The sequence below is a fragment of the Mannheimia glucosida genome (assembly GCF_046267875.1).
In the GTDB taxonomy this organism is placed as follows: domain Bacteria; phylum Pseudomonadota; class Gammaproteobacteria; order Enterobacterales; family Pasteurellaceae; genus Mannheimia; species Mannheimia glucosida.
Genome location: NZ_CP176502.1, coordinates 2,262,721 through 2,280,374, shown reverse-complemented (window position 1 = coordinate 2,280,374; position 17,654 = coordinate 2,262,721). Strand labels below are relative to the sequence as shown.

General features: G+C 39.5%; 13 protein-coding genes. 4 read left to right on the top strand and 9 right to left on the bottom strand.

What is annotated here, in order from left to right; genetic code table 11:
* Positions 1-4 precede the first annotated feature (4 nt).
* From ACJ7Z2_RS10970 to ACJ7Z2_RS10945, 6 genes are all read right to left on the bottom strand, one after another.
* On the bottom strand, positions 5-517 hold the full coding sequence (locus ACJ7Z2_RS10970) for a PTS sugar transporter subunit IIA (protein ID WP_006249939.1): 513 nt from the start codon (positions 515-517) through the stop codon (positions 5-7).
* A gap of 41 nt (positions 518-558) precedes the next feature.
* Complete coding sequence (gene lptB / locus ACJ7Z2_RS10965) at positions 559-1,284, bottom strand: LPS export ABC transporter ATP-binding protein (RefSeq protein WP_409500313.1); 726 nt, start codon at positions 1,282-1,284, stop codon at positions 559-561.
* A gap of 11 nt (positions 1,285-1,295) precedes the next feature.
* The gene (gene lptA / locus ACJ7Z2_RS10960) at positions 1,296-1,802 is read right to left on the bottom strand and encodes a lipopolysaccharide transport periplasmic protein LptA (protein WP_006252151.1); all 507 of its coding nucleotides are present in this window, start codon (positions 1,800-1,802) and stop codon (positions 1,296-1,298) included.
* 23 nt (positions 1,803-1,825) lie between these two features.
* A complete protein-coding gene (gene lptC, locus ACJ7Z2_RS10955; RefSeq protein ID WP_126302612.1) occupies positions 1,826-2,410 on the bottom strand; it encodes an LPS export ABC transporter periplasmic protein LptC in 585 nt (194 codons plus the stop codon).
* Between the two features lie 153 nt (positions 2,411-2,563).
* Positions 2,564-3,367: an exodeoxyribonuclease III gene (xthA, locus tag ACJ7Z2_RS10950; protein ID WP_409500312.1), complete on the bottom strand. Its 804-nt coding sequence runs from the start codon at positions 3,365-3,367 to the stop codon at positions 2,564-2,566.
* Between the two features lie 96 nt (positions 3,368-3,463).
* Positions 3,464-4,840: a Na+/H+ antiporter family protein gene (locus ACJ7Z2_RS10945; RefSeq protein WP_409500311.1), complete on the bottom strand. Its 1,377-nt coding sequence runs from the start codon at positions 4,838-4,840 to the stop codon at positions 3,464-3,466.
* A 217-nt stretch (positions 4,841-5,057) separates the two neighbouring features.
* Between ACJ7Z2_RS10945 and ACJ7Z2_RS10940 the strand changes: the two genes are divergently transcribed.
* A complete protein-coding gene (locus ACJ7Z2_RS10940; RefSeq protein WP_409500310.1) occupies positions 5,058-6,719 on the top strand; it encodes a putative transporter in 1,662 nt (553 codons plus the stop codon).
* Positions 6,720-7,038: 319 nt separating this feature from the next.
* On the opposite strand, the gene ACJ7Z2_RS10935 is transcribed toward ACJ7Z2_RS10940, so the two are convergent.
* Positions 7,039-8,907, bottom strand: a complete 1,869-nt coding sequence (locus ACJ7Z2_RS10935; protein ID WP_126302601.1) for a monovalent cation:proton antiporter-2 (CPA2) family protein — start codon at positions 8,905-8,907, stop codon at positions 7,039-7,041.
* Positions 8,908-8,940: 33 nt separating this feature from the next.
* Positions 8,941-11,478 carry a class I adenylate cyclase gene (locus ACJ7Z2_RS10930; RefSeq protein WP_154704651.1) on the bottom strand — a complete coding sequence of 846 codons (2,538 nt, stop codon included), beginning with the start codon at positions 11,476-11,478 and terminating at the stop codon, positions 8,941-8,943.
* 260 nt (positions 11,479-11,738) lie between these two features.
* Here ACJ7Z2_RS10930 and fabB point away from each other — a divergent pair, with 260 nt between their 5' ends.
* From fabB to ACJ7Z2_RS10915, 3 genes are all read left to right on the top strand, one after another.
* Positions 11,739-12,956: a beta-ketoacyl-ACP synthase I gene (gene fabB / locus ACJ7Z2_RS10925; RefSeq protein WP_006247997.1), complete on the top strand. Its 1,218-nt coding sequence runs from the start codon at positions 11,739-11,741 to the stop codon at positions 12,954-12,956.
* A 53-nt stretch (positions 12,957-13,009) separates the two neighbouring features.
* Positions 13,010-13,900: a DUF4189 domain-containing protein gene (locus tag ACJ7Z2_RS10920; RefSeq protein WP_232019673.1), complete on the top strand. Its 891-nt coding sequence runs from the start codon at positions 13,010-13,012 to the stop codon at positions 13,898-13,900.
* A 323-nt stretch (positions 13,901-14,223) separates the two neighbouring features.
* A complete protein-coding gene (locus tag ACJ7Z2_RS10915) occupies positions 14,224-15,492 on the top strand; it encodes an NRAMP family divalent metal transporter (protein WP_154704649.1) in 1,269 nt (422 codons plus the stop codon).
* Positions 15,493-15,554: 62 nt separating this feature from the next.
* On the opposite strand, the gene ligA is transcribed toward ACJ7Z2_RS10915, so the two are convergent.
* Positions 15,555-17,612, bottom strand: coding sequence for an NAD-dependent DNA ligase LigA (ligA, locus tag ACJ7Z2_RS10910; protein ID WP_409500309.1), 2,058 nt, complete (start codon positions 17,610-17,612; stop codon positions 15,555-15,557).
* Positions 17,613-17,654: the final 42 nt, after the last annotated feature.

The window sequence follows — 17,654 nt, the reverse complement described above, 5'->3', positions numbered from 1 at the left end:
AGTATTATTCTTCATCTTTTAGGTGATTATCAGCATACACCAAAATTTGCCAAATATCTTCTGCGGATTCAGCTGCTCGGAGCTGTTTTAATAACGATTTATCGGTAAGTTTCTGTGCAATTGCAGGTAGGCAACTTTTATACTGTTCGCAGCTATTTTCCGGAAACATCATTGCATAAATTAAATCCACTTCTTTGTTGTCTTGGGCTTCGTAGTCAATCGCTTCTTCCAGCTGTAAAAAGACCGCAATCGGTTTAGTCAGCTCAATATCACCGCAAGCGGGCAATTTTGCATGAGGAAGTGCAATGCCTTGATTTAAGCCGGTTGTGCCTAACTTTTCACGTTTAAATAAATTGCCAAAGCATTCAATAGGGCAGAGTGCTTCAGATTGCTGTTCGGTTTGGTTGATTGATTCAGCCACGATTTTACCCACGAGTTCTAACGCTCGTTTTTTACTTGAAATCAGTACACCTTGGCGAACATTTTCAGGGCTTAGAAATTCGGTTAGTTTTGTCATAATTTTTCATCTAAAGATGAAATCCCCAAAGAGGGGATTTTTTAGAGTTTGAATTGATCGCCTAAATAAACACGTTTTACATCAGGGTTTTCAAGCACTTGCTGTGGTGTGCCGCTGGCAATCATTTCGCCGCTACCGACAATGTAGGCTCTTTCACATACATCTAGAGTTTCACGTACGTTATGGTCGGTAATCAATACCCCTAAACCACGCTCTTTTAAATTGACGATAATTTTTTTAATATCAATTACCGAGATTGGGTCAACCCCAGCAAAAGGTTCATCTAACAGAATAAATTTCGGGTTCGCTGCTAATGCTCGGGCAATTTCCACACGGCGGCGTTCACCACCTGAAAGTGATTGACCTAAACTATTGCGAATATGCTCAATATGGAATTCTGTAATCAGCTCTTCGGCACGCTCTTTACGCTGTTTATCATTGATATCTTTACGCACTTGTAATACCGACATTAAGTTATCGTACACACTTAAACGGCGGAAAATAGATGCTTCTTGCGGTAGATAGCCAATCCCTTGTTTTGCTCTGTCGTGCATTGGTAGTGTGCTGATATCTTGGTCGTCAATACGAATTGTGCCGTGGTCGTGGCGAACCAAACCCACAACCATATAGAAAGTGGTGGTTTTACCTGCGCCGTTCGGACCGAGCAAGCCCACGATTTCACCTGATTTGACATTCAGGCTGACGTCTTTTACCACTTCGCGTTGTTTATAGCTTTTTGCTAAATGTTCGGCATAAAGCACAGACATATCATTTAACCTTATTTTTTCTTGTTATCTTGAAGTTCATTTGGAATTAGCACGGTTTTCACTCGGGTTTTACCGCCACTGGTAGCTTTAAGTTGTTGTTTTTTCACATCATAGGTAATTTTATTGGCTTTAATAAAGCTACCTTGTTGTTTGAGTTCCGCATTACCAATCAGCGTTAAAAATTCAGAGTTTAAATCATAATGAACGCTGTTGCCTTTACCATTTACCGGTTTGCCGTTGTCCAATGTTTGCTGGAAAGTAACAGGCGAGCCTGTAGCGTCAATAGTTTCTTTTTTACCTTCTTGACGGGTAATTTTGACGTTTGCTGCGGTCACTTTAATCGACCCTTGAGTGATAACGACATTATCGCTAAAGGTCACGATATTGTTAGTCATATCTAACGATTGGCTACCTGAATCAATATTAATCGGCTGATCGGTATCGCCTTTTAGAGCATAAGCGGAAAAGCTGCTACCCAGTAACACGCTCACTAAAATAGATTTAAACATTAATTTCATTGTTATTCCTTGTTCCAAGCAAATTATTCTTTGGTTTCTTTAATAATGGTCGGTTCAATGTAAGATTTTACATCTTTTTGCAAAGTCGCAACTTGTTGTTTTAAGTTACCTTTTAATCCAACCCCCGTTGTAGTAAAACCGGAACCTATCGATTTGACCGTACTTTCGGTAAAAATATCCTGTGTATTTAAATCAACAGTTAACGTATCGGTAGTGATTTGTTGCAAACGTGATGCAGGATCTAATGCAACAAGTTTGATATTACCTTTTAAATTTAACATTTTTTCTTTGGTAATTTCTGCATAATCGGCACTGACTTTCCACTGTTTTTGCGTCGACTCTTTGGCAAAAAGCTCAATAAAAGGTTTAAAAAACTCAGTACGCTCAGTAGACTCATAGCGTTTAATTTCAGTAGCTTGAGCGAAATATTGTGGGTTTCCTTTTAGATCATAGACCGTGGTGGACATTTTATTCCCCACATATTCAGGCTGTCCTTCCTTTTTAATAAGCTGATCAAGCCCCGTATTCTCTTTCTCTTGTAAGCTGTAATACCAGCCACCAAGTACGGCAACAATAATCAGTAAAATAACGGTTAAACGTTTGTTCATAATCCAAAAATAATCTAAAAATAGTGTTTGATTGTATCACAGATTTGAATAGGGATATAGTACAGCGTAAAAAGTGCAAAAAAGTGAGAAAAAATAACCGCTTGTAGGGCTAAAAACTGACAAGCGGTTGAAAACTCAGATTTTTTTGCAACTTTATTTAAAGGTTGCCCAAACAGGGGAGTGGTCAGACGGTTTTTCCATTGCTCGAATCTCTAAATCAATGCCGGTTTCGACACAACGTTCGGCAAGCATTTTCGAGGCTAAAATTAAGTCGATCCGCAGCCCACGGTTATCATCAAAGCCTTTTGAGCGGTAGTCAAACCAAGAGAATTTATCGTTTACATCCGGGTTGGCGACACGGAAAGTATCCACTAAACCATAGCTGTGTAAGCGATCTAGCCATTCACGCTCTTCAGGTAAAAACGAACATTTACCGTCACGCAGCCAGCGTTTGCGGTTTACTTCGCCGATACCAATATCTAAATCAGTCGGACTGATGTTCATATCGCCCATAATGATAATCGGATTTTCTGGCTTTAATTCGGTTTCTAAATAGTGTTGTAAATCCGCATAGAATTTTTGTTTTGCCGGGAATTTGGTTTCGTGGGCACGATTTTCTCCTTGTGGGAAATAGCCGTTTAATACGGTTAGCACGCCAAAGTCGGTTTCGATATCCGCCATAATCATTCGTTTTTGGGCATCAAGCACATCTGTCGGGAAGCCTTTACGCACCGCTATAGGCTCTTTTTTAGTCAGTAATGCCACGCCGTAATGACCTTTCTGCCCGTGGTGGAAAACGTGGTAGCCTAAGTGATTGACTAAATCGTAAGGAAAATCTTCATCGGCAACTTTGATTTCTTGTAAGCCGAGTACATCGGGCTGGTGTTTTTCGATAATCGCTTCGAGCTGATGTGGTCTGGCTCGTAATCCGTTGATATTAAAAGAGATAAATTTCATTGGTGATCCTAATGTGGTTTGCAAAATAAAGAAGAAAATAGACCGCTTGTAATGGCACAAGCGGTCATTTTTAGCAAAAATTTTGCATATTATAGCTTAAAGTGTCATTGCTGCAATCCAGCCGAACACTAATAATGGAATGTTAAAGTGGATAAAAGTTGGTACAACAGAATCCCAAATGTGGTCGTGTTTACCGTCAGCATTCAAGCCGGAGGTTGGACCAAGTGTGGAATCTGATGCCGGAGAACCTGCATCACCGAGTGCAGCAGCAACACCGACAATCGCCATTGTCGCCAGTGGCGAGAAGCCAAATGAGATACAAAGCGGCACATAAATTGAGGTAATGATCGGCACAGTCGAGAATGAAGAGCCGATACCCATCGTAATAAATAAGCCAACGACTAACATTAGCAATGCTGCCATTTCTTTTGATGAAATCACATCACGCAGGCTTTCTACCAATGCCGGCACACCGCCTGTTGAATTGACCACGCCGGCAAAACCGGAGGCGGCAATCATCACAAAGCCAATCATCGCCATTAAACGTAAGCCAGCTTGGAAGACATCGTTACTCTCTTTCAGTCTAAATACACCGCCTAAGGCGAAAATAACCAGACCGACTAAGCCGCCGATAATAGTCGAATTTGTTGCTAATTGCACCGAACAGGTCGCGATAATCGCCACAATACTAATGCCGATATGGAAGGGCTTAACGTTTGCAACACGGGCTTCAATATCATCTGCGGTTGGTTCAGGCATATTTTCAATATACACACGCGGTTTACGGTATGACACAAAGAATGCAAACAGTAAGCCTAAAATCATACCGGAAACAGGAATTAACATCGCTTTGGTCATTTCCGCTGTGGTAGTCACTAATTGGAACGGTTCACCTGCTTGGTTGATATTTTTAACTAAGATGCTTTCAATAAAGATCTGACCGAAACCTGCCGGAATTAACATATAAGTGGCGGTTAAACCAAAGGTTAAAGCACAAGCTACCGCACGGCGGTCAATTTGCAATTTATTCATTACGCTTAATAGCGGTGGAATTAAAATCGGAATAAAGGCAATATGAATTGGAATTAGGTTTTGAGATGACATTGCAAATGCCACTAACACAAATAATACAATGTATTTAAACCAAGTAACGGAGCGACCTGACGGGCTGTGACCAAAGGATTTGATCACTTTATAGGCTAATAAATCGGTCACGCCTGATTTTGATAGAGCTACGGCAAACGCACCAAGAACGGCATAGTTCATAGCAGTTTCCGCACCCCCACCTAAACCACCAGTAAAACTTTTTATTGTTTTTTCCAACGCTTCGGGAAATCCAGCCCCTTCTACACCAAGATTACCGATTAGACCGCAAGTAAGGGCAGAAATAATAAGTGCGATTACTACATTAATTCTAAGCAAGCTTAGGATTAACAGTAAGATAATCGAAATAAAGACTTCGTTTGATAACATTGTGTTTGATCCTTAGGTTATTTAAATAATTGTTTAATTTACTGTAAAAAAAAGTATTGTCGAGAATTTTTTTTAAATTCAGGAACTTTTTTGAAGTTCATCTTGGAGTAATACTATCAATATTTTATTTTTTTGACATAGATCTCATTTTTCGTTTTTGAGATTTGGTAGAATTGGATACCATTTTTGAGGTATTTCATATTAAAGAGAGGCTGTAATGAGCGAAATTGCACTTACTGTCAGTTTATTATCTTTAGTGGCCGTTCTAGGCTTATGGATTGGCCATATTAAAATCAGAGGCGTGGGGCTAGGTATAGGGGGAGTGTTATTTGGTGGGCTGTTTGTCTCCCATTTTATGGCGCAATTCGATGTGAAGCTCGATGCCCATACACTTCATTTTATTCAAGAGTTCGGGCTGATTTTATTTGTTTATTCAATTGGAATTCAAGTAGGACCTGGATTCTTTGCCTCACTAAAACATTCTGGCTTAAAACTCAATGGTTTTGCGGTACTGATTGTACTGATTAGCGGTATTTTAGTTATTCTTATTCATAAATTTTTCAATGTTCCTTTGCCTGTGATTTTAGGCATTTTCTCCGGGGCTGTAACCAATACCCCTTCTTTAGGAGCAGGTCAACAGGTATTGGCTGAGTTAAGCGCTGAGAGTGTAACTGAAATTATGGGAATGAGTTATGCGATTGCTTACCCGTTCGGCATTATCGGAATTCTACTTTCAATGTGGCTGATTCGGATTTTATTTCGAATCAATATTGAGGCGGAAGCAGAGGCTTTTAACAAACAGCAAAATAGAGGTAAAGATCAACTTAGTACCTTAAATGTCCGTCTGACAAATCCAAATATTCACGGTTTAACACTGAAACAAATCCCTGATTTTAATTTGCACGAAGTAGCTTATTCACGCTTAAAACGGGGAGATGAGCTTTCTATTCCTCGTGTAGATACGGTTTTACAGATAGGTGATATTTTACATTTAGTAGGTGAAGAATCCTCATTACGAAAAATGCAGATTATTTTAGGTGAGGCAGTAGATGTATCTGTCTCAACCAAAGGCACGATTTACCGTTCTGAACGTGCTGTAGTGACGAATGAAAAAGTCTTCGGGAAACAAATTCGTCAGCTAATGCTTAAAGGCAAATACGATGTTGTCATTTCTCGTTTAAATCGAGCCGGTGTAGAATTAGTACCAACAGGTGATATGACGTTACAATTTGGTGATGTTCTCAATTTAGTAGGGCGGCAAGCTGATATTGAAATGGTAATGACGATTATCGGCAATGCGCACTCAAAGTTGCAACAAGTCCAAATGTTGCCAATATTTATCGGGATCGGTTTGGGAGTATTACTTGGTTCTGTACCGATTTATTTACCGGGTTTCCCTGTTGCGTTAAAGCTGGGCTTGGCTGGTGGACCACTGGTGGTTGCTCTTATTCTTGCAAGAATTGGTAGTTTCCGTAAACTCTACTGGTTTATGCCACCAAGTGCCAATCTTGCATTGCGTGAAATCGGTATTGTACTGTTTTTAGCGGTAGTTGGTTTAAAATCTGGCGGTAGATTTCTTGAAACGCTATTAAGCAGTGAGGGCGTTGAGTGGATATGCTATGGGGCGATTATTACTTTTGTTCCATTGATGATAGCAGGATTGATTGCCAGAATGTATAACAAAGTAAACTATTTAACGATTTGTGGATTACTTGCCGGCTCAATGACTGATCCTCCAGCGCTTGCTTTTGCCAATGAAATTAAAGAGGGAAATGGTGCTGCAGCGTTATCCTATGCAACTGTTTACCCACTAGTAATGTTTTTGCGTATTATGCTACCTCAAGTGCTAGCGATTATGTTGTGGGTTTCAGGTGGATAAAGATAGACATCAAGCATATAAGCCCAAAAGGCGACGGAAAGTCGCCTTTTTTCTTATCTAACTTTTATTGATTTTTACGGATTAAATTAACTTCTTTTAATAAGGCTTGAATATCTTTATCTGTGAAGATCTCCTCGAGGTTAACATTCAGCTGCCACCTATTTTAAAAATTTTTATAGATATTTTCCTTGTCATCGTACGATGGTTTATTACCATCGACACCCTATCAGATTATGCCGATAGGGTGCTTTTTTACGAGTGATTATGCGATATGTATAGGAAGACTTATACTTGAATAAGGATTCAAAGTATAAATTCTTTAATTTTTATCAGTGATATCCACTTTTATAACTTCTACTGTCTCACCAAGCTCTTCTAAAATATCAGCCGTTTCTTCATTAAGTGCGCTACCTTCGTGTTGTGGATTTACCCAAGGTGTTGGTACCCAATATTTGCGGATAACTTCTGCGGAGAAACCGTGTAATAATTCCTCATTAAAGCGTTCTGCATCTAATCGGCGAACATAACTGATAATTTGTTTTGCCTCTTCCTCACTAGAACCTAAGCGTTCAATGGTGGCTTGGCTCAATGCGAGGGCTGATTCAAAGGTTTCTCGGATGTGATAATCAACGTGGTGTTTTTTAACTAAATCAACCGCACTTTGTCTATCGTAAGTTCTTGCGAATACCGGTACTAAGGGATATTCCGATTTAATTAGCTCTACGATTTTCTCTGTTCTTTCCGGATTGCCTACGCCAACAATTACGCAGCTTGCATTGGCGATGCCAGATGCCCGAAGTACATCTAGTCTCGCTCCGTCACCATAGTAAAGTTTAAAACCAAAACGAGCTGCAGCACGAATATGATCAGTATTTGAATCAATAACCGATACACTTAGTCCTTTGGCTAATAAGGCTTGACAGACTATTTGATTAAAGCGCCCAAAACCGATGACTAATACATTGGCTTCTAAATCTTCTGGTAATTCAACTCCGGCCATATTAGTGGATTCATTTTTTGCTTTTTTCTTTCTCACCCCTTGCTTGATTAAAATAAGAAGTGGGGAAAGTAACATTGATACAATCACCGCAGCGGTTAAGGTGGCGTGAGTATCTGGGCTTAAAATCCCTGCGGTTGCGGCGGCGGAGAATAGCACAAAGGCAAACTCACCACCGTGAGCCATAATGGTAGTACGCACAATAGATTCATTCAGTGTTAATCGGGTAATAGAGGCAGCAATAAAGATTCCAAGCCCTTTGCCGATAACATAAACTGCTACAATCACCAATAACCATAACCAATTATTGAGGACTAGGCTCAGGTCTAATGACATTCCGACGCCCATAAAGAATAAGCCTAAAAGTAAACCTCGGAAGGGTTCAATATCAGCTTCTAGTTGATGGCGGAAAGAAGATTCCGAAAGCATTACGCCAGCAAGGAATGCGCCCATAGCCATTGAAAGCCCACTAATTTCCATTAAAAGGGCAGAGCCTAATACTACCAGCAAGGCGGCAGCTGTCATCATTTCTCGTACTTTTGCTTTAGAAATAACACGGAAAATAGGGTTCATCAGCCATTTTCCACTGGCTATTAAAATTAGCACTGCGACAAGACTCAGTCCAATCGCAGACCAATTAGTGCTGGATTCAGCATCTACTTGGTTAGGGGCAAGAAAGGCAACTGAGGCTAATAATGGCACAATCGCTAAATCTTCAAACAGTAAAGTTGCAACAATGCGTTGTCCTTTTGGTGTGGAGCTTATCCCTTTATCTTCCAGCACTTGCATTACAATGGCGGTAGAAGATAGCGTAAACCCCATACCAGCAATAAACGCTACTTCTTTGGAAAAACCTAATAAGTAAATACCGGATAAGGTTAATAAAATACCGCAAATTGCAACTTGTAAGAAACCTCGCCCGAAAATGGCTTTACGCATCGCCCAAAGCAGTTCCGGGTGCATTTCCAAACCAATAATAAACAAAAACATTACTACACCAAGCTCTGCCATATGCACAACAGCGGCAGGGTCTTGGAATAATCCAATTCCAGATGGCCCGATTAAACACCCTGCGACTAAATAACCCAATACGCTTCCTAAACCAATACGTTTAAAAAGTGGTACAATTGTGATGCTTGTTGCAAGTAATGCGACTGTTTTAATTAATTCCGGACTAACCAATCCTGACATATAGTTCCCACCTGTATGATATAAATAATATTATTAATAACTTTTCTGTGCTAAATAATCTAAATGTTGGCGACTTTGAAACGGCACAATACATAGTTCACCATTCGGTGAAATAAGTTGATAAAATTGTGGATGGTTAAAGCTTCCAAATGATGCTGGCGTTTCTGTTTTTAATTGTTTTTCATTTTGTAATTTATTGATTTTCCTGATTTTCTCTTCTTTATTTCCTAAACAGTTATAGTAACTTTCGACATTATTACGTTCATCTACAACATATACATTAAAACTATTATCGACATTGTCTTCAAAGAAAAACTGTAAAAAGCCTTCACTGGCAAATTCACTAATTTGTTGCGGAAATTCTTTTTTCTTTTCATTTTCGCTTTTAGCATTTTGCTTGGTTTTTGCAAAAGAATTTAAATTTTCAACCGCTTGTTGTTCATCAATTTGTTTAATGCTAAATGTTTTTTTATGAAAAAGAAACTGCCAGGTTTTTCCTGCTACTTTTAAAGTGCTAAATTCATTCTCTTGCAGTAAACAACCAGTCTGAATTGTAATACATTTATGAACTAAATCCGCCACAAAATCACGTAACTCACTACGTAGATATTTACTATAGCAAAAAACATTAACTGATTGAGGTGAAGAATTTCCTTGATAAATTCGATTGGATACCAATTTTAGTGCTTTTAAAATAGCATCTTCACCGTCAAAATGTTGAGTTCGAATTTCATTCCATACATTTCGATAAATAATGCTCACACTACCAACTAACGTTTTTTGTGCCTTACCAAAATTAAACAGATCGCTTGGATAAACTTTTTTTGGTAGTTCATCGATATGTTCGGTTGGGTCTTGCACTAAATTAAGCGCTATAACCAAATTGCGAATTTCATTAGGGTGATGCATGTCATCATTGGTCACTTCCGGCGCTTGAATTGGGAAAGATAAGCGCAAGTCGGTGATAAATTGTCGCAATTTCTCGATATCTAAATTAGGGCTAACAGTATGTAAATTAGTTGCTGCGTTAATAATGCCGTTAAAATACCCCCAAGCAATAAGCTTAATCGGGCTTTTATTATAATGGACATAACGATTTTCAGAGTCATAACGACTTTTAGGTGCCTGATTAACTAAATACCAACCGGGTTGTAACGCAGATCCAACTTTAGCTTCAATAAATGTAATTGCTTTTTCTGCTAAATTGGACGATATTTTAGGATTAATTAACGATATTTTTCCTGGAAGTGCTTCAAATACAGAATAAAGTTTTCGCATTAAAATATCAGTATCATTTGTCATAATGCTCGGATTAATATGAAATTTTCGAGCAAAATGAATTAAATTTCGATAACTTTGTAGTAAATGATCAATCAGCATATTCTCATGATTCATCACTTGCTTAATTTTCCAATGTTGACGGTTTTGAAGTAATTGAATTTGTTTTTCTGACCAAGACCATTGGTTAACCAGCTCGTCTAAATCACGACTTCTCCAGTTGTTATTTATTTCTCCCTCAACCGCTTTTGCATAAAAACAGACTCGCAAGCGGTCTAATTTCACCCACTCTTTGCGTGATCTTAAGTGTTCTGTTACCAATTCAAGCATGGCTAAGTAGGGATCAAAGTGGTATTCCAATGCATTGTCACTTAGTAGTTTTTTCTTAAATTCTTTGGAGATGAGCTTTGTTTTAGGGTAAGTGTGAGCGTAGCATTCGAGCAATAAAATTTTAATTGCCGATTTATAAGGGTTATTAATTCCTTTGTAGAGCTGCCATAAGCTTGCACCAAAAAATTCACTGGTTGAAAGGCTGGAAAAATCGCCGAAATCAACCCATTCCGTTAAGTCAATTTCAGGGTTATTGTGAACATTTTGGTATTCATTTTTATGCAAATGCAACCAGAGTAAACGCTTACCGGCAAGTAAAATAGCTGAACGATAAAATTCATCTAATAGAAAAAAATGCTGTGCTGAACCACTGTGTTCATCGGTTACGCTACTGTTATAAGTTTGGCTCTTAAATTGTTCTGGGTTCATTAAATAAATATTGATGTCGATTTGGAATGTCTTTGCCCATTCTTGCAATTTATTAATTTTAAGCTCCATTAACTTATATTGTTCAATTGTAAAATGGTTCGGATAGCATAGCCATAAATCTAAATCAGAACAGCTTGTTTGGGTAATAGTACCGGTGCTACCCATCGAATAAAGAGCATCAAAGCTGGGATGGGGGCCCAAATGATCGGCAGAGATTGCTTCATCAAAACGGTAAGAAACCAGAAATTGTTTTTGATAATCAGAGAGTTGAAAATGCCAAATCCCTTGTGGTGCATTTTCAACATAAGCCGGTAACACAGGGTGATTAAGATGAATAAGCAATGGAATGAGAGAGAAAACATGCATAAAATGATGATTATTAGCATTGATAGCTCGTTCTATTCGGTATGCATTAAGTTGATCAATTCGTGCTTTAGTAGAGTTTAATTTTTGGGCGAAGCTCCCCTGGTTCGCCCCAATGGCAGCGCCTTCTACGGCTGTTATTTTGTTGGCTGTCAGGGTTAATGTTTTCACGTCAGCTTTCCTTACTAAAGTGTGAACTGTTTAGCATTTTAGCGGAAAAGTGATTATTATGTAATAGGGTAAAAAATCGGGAAATTAAATTTCATTCCCTATTTTGCAAAAAATGTCTGAAATTCAACCGCTATCTTGATAGAAAGAGTTCAGACCAGTAATGAAATTGTGTAAAATAATCAAGTTTTAGTAGCTTATTTGAGTGAACAAGTGTAAGCTGAATCAAGTATTTTTCAGATCAAAATGATGAAGGAAACAAAATGAAAAGAGTCGTTATTACAGGATTAGGTGTAATTTCCAGTATCGGTAACAACAAAGAAGAAGTGTTGGAATCACTAAAAGCAGGTAAATCAGGCATTGAATTTGTGCCTGAGTTTGCTGAAGTGGGTATGCGTAGCCAAGTGGCAGGTACTATTAAATTAAATCCGGCTGAGTTAATTGACCGTAAAATCTATCGTTTTATGGGAGATGCTGCGGCTTACGCTTATCTTTCAATGAAAGAAGCAATCGAAGACTCAGGCTTAACCGAAGAACAAGTTTCAAACGATCGTACCGGTTTGGTGATCGGAGCAGGTACAGGCTCGGCGCACAGTCAACTTGTAGCTTGTGATGCAGTACGTGGTCCACGTGGTGTGAAAGCTGTTGGGCCTTACGCAGTAACCAAAACAATGGCATCAAGTGTGTCAGCATGCTTGGCAACACCTTATAAAATTCGTGGTGTAAACTATTCAATCAGCTCAGCTTGTGCGACTTCTGCTCACTGTATCGGACACGCGATGGAGTTAATCCAATTAGGTAAACAAGATGTGGTGTTTGCAGGTGGTGCAGAAGAACTTTCTTGGGAATGTGCAACCGAGTTTGATGCAATGGGTGCTGTTTCAACTAAATATAATGAAACACCAACAAAAGCTAGCCGTGCTTATGATGCTAATCGTGATGGTTTTGTGATTGCCGGTGGTGGTGCAGTGGTTGTGGTGGAAGAGTTAGAACACGCTCTTGCTCGTGGCGCAAAAATCTATGCTGAAATTGTGGGCTATGGTGCAACCTCAGACGGTTACGATATGGTAGCGCCAAGTGGTGAAGGTGCAGAGCGTTGTATGAGACAGGCGATGGCAACTGTAAATGGTGAAATCGAGTATATTAACGTACACGGCACTTCTACTCCAGTGGGTGATGTAAAAGAGTTAGGGGCGATCCGTAATGTCTTTGGTGATAAAACGCCAGCAATTTCATCAACCAAATCAATGACCGGACACTCATTAGGTGCAGCAGGTGCGCACGAGGCAATTTACTCATTATTAATGTTAGATAACAATTTTATTGCACCAAGCATTAATATTGAAACCCTTGATGAGCAAGCTCAAGGTATGAATATTGTAACCGAACGTCAAGACAAAGCATTAACTACCGTGATGTCTAACAGCTTCGGCTTTGGTGGTACGAATGCGTGTTTAGTGTTCCAACGCTATTCTAAGTAATATAAAAAAGAGTAAGTGAAAGCTTGCTCTTTTTTCTTTTAAAGGTAATTATTATGAATTTCAAAATAAGCTCTTTGCTATTTGTTATTTCGTCATTATTTTTGACCGCTTGTTCTACAATGATTAAGCCACTAGATAGTGTTTATTGGCGTGGTAAAGATGTATCTGAATTTTTTGCACGTAAACGTTTACCTGATACAGCGGTTCAATGCGTAAAAGATAATGAATTAAGCTATGTTTATGGTTATCAACTAGCTTTGTATGATTTGCAAACTTATGAAGTTGGTCGTAATGCAACCACTATATTTATGACAACAGATAAGGTTTATACAGGTGGATCGACTTGGACATATCTTTTTGCTGATGCTGATAATAAAATCACCTCTGTTCGTGAAATGAGTGGTTTTGGTGATGTCGAAAAAGAGTTTAAATGTGGTGAATATAAAGAAGCAGTAACCATTGCCAGTAAAGAGGACTTAGCAAAGCGTAAAACACAGCCTCGTTTATGGTCATCAATTTATATGTCACCTGAACAAAATATGATGTGGGTGACTGATAATCCGTCTAAAAATTTAGAAAATGCGAAGCAAGATGCGTTTAAACAGTGTGAAAAGAACGGTGGTCGTAATTGCCAAATGATCTTCTCGTTTAGTAATATGTGCCTTGCTTTTGCACAAGGTTATAAAGATGGTCAAGGCTTCGATGATTTTGGGTATAGTATCGTTAGTAGTCTTGCTGAAGAAAATGCATTAGAGAATTGTAATCAAAAAGGTGGTTCAAGTTGTCGCCTTTCTGCCCCTGCTGTATGTGCTATTCCCTGTGATATATTGTCGAACAACAAATGTATGTACGATCAGCCTCAAATTATTATTCCAGGTAAGAATAATAACCAACCGATTAATCCACCAGCTAATGGCAACGGTGAGCATTGGTTGAGTAATTAAATCATTTTAGTAAAAAGTGCGGAAACGCACTTTTTTATTGCCTGCAAGCGGTCATTTTTAGTGAAAACTTTGCTAAAAATCTTGGTAAATAAAAATTTACAATTTATTTTAAATTTTATTTAAAACCATTTTTATACTCTATCTTAGTTTTTAATTCTTATTAAATCATTTTTATAAATGCTTTCTTATCATTTCATACTCTCTATTCAGCATAATATCTGTATTATTTTATGAACATCTTTTCTAGAGGAGTGTTTTTATTTGGTTTTTATAAGTAGAATGAAACCATCTTGTTTTGATAGTAATGTGATAAGGAAAGCTATATGACACAACAAATAGAACATTCAACTTGGCAAAGTAAATTTGCTGCAATGGGGCCGGGGATTTTGATGGCATCTGCGGCAGTGGGTGGTTCGCATATTATTGCCTCTACACAATCTGGTGCGATTTATGGCTGGCAGCTGGCGATTATTATTCTGTTAGCCAATTTATTTAAATATCCGTTTTTCCGCTTTGGTGTGCAATATACCTTAGCTAGCGGTAAAACTTTATTGGAAGGCTACAAAGAAAAAGGAAAGTTTTATCTTATTATTTTCTTTATCCTTAACGTTTTTGCTGCAATGATTAACACAGCTGCGGTGGCGATTGTTTCAGCAGCGATTCTAAAATTTATTTTTTCTGCTTTAGGTATTCCGTTAGATTTAAGCATTCCAATGGCAGGAACTATTGTGATTGTGATCACTTGGGGTATTTTACTTCTAGGGCAATATAAATTCTTAGATACATTATCTAAATGGATTATGATTGCTTTAACCATCTCTACGGTATCTGCCGTGATCATTGCTGCTTTAAAAGGTGGCGTTGAAATTGCTCCAGATTTCGTAGAGCCTTCGCCGTGGAATTTAGCAGCACTTGCGTTCATCGTTGCATTAATGGGCTGGATGCCTGCACCAATTGAAATTTCTGCCATTAACTCAATGTGGGTTATTGCGAAAAAACGTTTAAGTAAAGTGAATTATGAGGACGGTATTTTTGATTTTAATGTGGGCTATATCGGCACGGCAATTTTGGCGATTGTCTTTTTAGCATTGGGTGCGTTAGTACAGTACGGTTCAGGTGAAAAAGTAGAACAAGCCGGTGTTGCCTATATTGCTCAATTAATTAAAATGTATGCTTTTGCGATTGGCGACTGGTCTAAGCTTTTAATCGCATTTATTGCATTTATGTGTATGTTCGGCACAACGATCACTGTTATTGATGGATATTCACGAGCGAATGCAGAAGCGTTACGTTTAATTAGCGGGCGTAAGCAACATTCACAAACAGAATTAAGTATTTGGATGACGGTAACTGCACTCATCGGCATTTTAATTATTAGCCAATTTATGAGTGATGTGGCGAAAATGTTACAATTTGCAATGATTTCATCATTTGTTTCTACCCCTGTTTTTGCGTGGTTAAATTTCTCTTTAGTGCTAAAAGGTGAGCATCGTGCAAAAGGCTGGTTATTTTGGTTGGCAGTTATCGGCTTAATTTACTTAACTAGCTTTACGTTACTGTTTTTAGCTCAGCAGTTTAAATTGATTGGTTAATGCTTTTAAGCATTCAATAGATAGAATAAGGGGCAGATTTCAATCATCTGCCCCTTTGCTTGTTAATGTTGAGTAAGCTCAATAAATTGTTGCTCGCTTAAAATCTGAATTCCCAACTCTTGAGCTTTTGCCAGCTTAGAACCGGCTTTTTCACCGGCGATTAAGTAATCGGTTTTGCTGGAAACCGAGCCGGAGACTTTACAGCCCAAACTTTGTAATAGGGCTTTGGCTTCATCACGGGTAAGTTGGGTTAGGGTGCCGGTTAAGACCACATTTTTATCTTTTAACGGGTTATCTGCGATTTCGGCTTTCACAACGTTTTCCCAGCGTACGCCTTGAGCGATCAAATCTTCCACCACTTCCACGTTATGCGATTCTTGCCAGAAGCTAACAATACGGTTCGCTACCACTTCGCCCACATCTTGCACCTCTTTTAATTGCTCAAAAGTGGCTTGGCGAATTGCCTCTAAGCTACCAAAGTGGTTCGCCAGGTTGAGAGCGGTTGCTTCACCCACTTCTCGAATGCCTAATGAGAATAAAAAGCGAGGAAGGGTAGTATTTTTCGCTTTTTCGATGCTGTTTAACGCATTTTGGGCGGATTTTTCCCCCATTCGTTCTAATTGCATTAAAGTTGTGTGATCGAGCTTGAACAGATCGGCAGGAGTTTTAATTAACTCACGATCCATCAGCTGTTCAATTAATTTTTCGCCTACACCGTCAATATCCATCGCTTTGCGTGAGACGAAATGTTTCAAGGCTTCTTTACGCTGAGCTCCACAGAATAGACCACCGGTACAACGTGCCACCGCCTCGCCTTCTACCCGAATAACGGCGGAGTGACAGATAGGACAAGCGGTCGGAAATTCAATTTTTTTTGCATGTTCAGGGCGGCGGTCTAACACCACGCCTGTAATTTGCGGAATTACATCGCCCGCTCGGCGAATAATTACCGTATCGCCAATCACAATGCCAAGTCGCTCGATTTCATCACCGTTGTGTAGCGTTGCGTTACTTACTGTTACGCCTGCGACAAAAACAGGCTCTAATTTCGCCACAGGCGTGATTGCCCCTGTTCTTCCCACTTGGAAATCCACTTCTTTCAAGATGGTCATTTCTTCTTGAGCCGGAAATTTATACGCAATCGCCCAACGTGGGGAGCGAGAGATAAAACCGAGTTGCTCTTGTAGGGCAATGTCATTGACTTTCAACACTGTACCGTCAATATCGTAGCCTAATGTTGGGCGTTTAGTCTGAATCTCCGCATAATAAGCCAAGAGAGCAGCTTTGCCTTGAGCCAAGCGGATTTCATTATTGACAGGAATGCCAAGCGATTTCAGCCATTGCAAACGCTCGAAATGGGTGGCTGGCAGTTCGTCATCGCTTTCATACACCCCAATGCCGTAGGCATTCAGCACTAATGGACGCTGACGGGTGATTTTCGGATCTAACTGGCGAAGCGAACCTGCTGCGGCATTGCGAGGGTTGGCAAAGGTTTTTTCGCCTTTAGCTAAGGCTTTCTCATTCAGCTCATTAAAGCCTGATTGTGGCATAAAGACTTCGCCTCGCACCTCTAATCGAGCAGGTGGATTAGTCGTGTTGAGCTTTAACGGAATATTGCGAATGGTGCGGATATTAGCGGTAATCTCTTCGCCGGTTGTGCCATCGCCACGGGTTGCGGCTCGGGTAAGTATGCCGTTTTCGTATAAAATACTCACTGCCAAGCCGTCTAATTTAGGCTCGCAACAAAATTCCAGTTGCGAGGGAGAGGCGGTGATATAGCTTTCCATTCGGCGTAAAAAGCCGTCTAAGTCTTCATCAGAGAAGGCATTATCCAACGAAAGCATAGGCATTTCGTGGGTGACTTGGGCAAAGCCTGCCAGCGGTTTTGCTCCAACCCGTTGAGTTGGCGAGTCAGCGGTAATCAGTTCTGGGTGCTGCCATTCCAGATTTTTCAACTCGTTCATTAAACGGTCGTATTCGGCATCGGGTACGCTTGGGTTATCTAAAACGTGATATTCATACTCGTATTGACGTAATGTTTGGCGAAGGGCTTCGATTTTCTCGACTAACTCGGGCGTAGCATTCTCTTCAAATAAAGAGGCTTGGTTAAATAAAGACATTGGTAAAATTCTCTACAAAAAAGACCGCTTGTACAAGCGGTC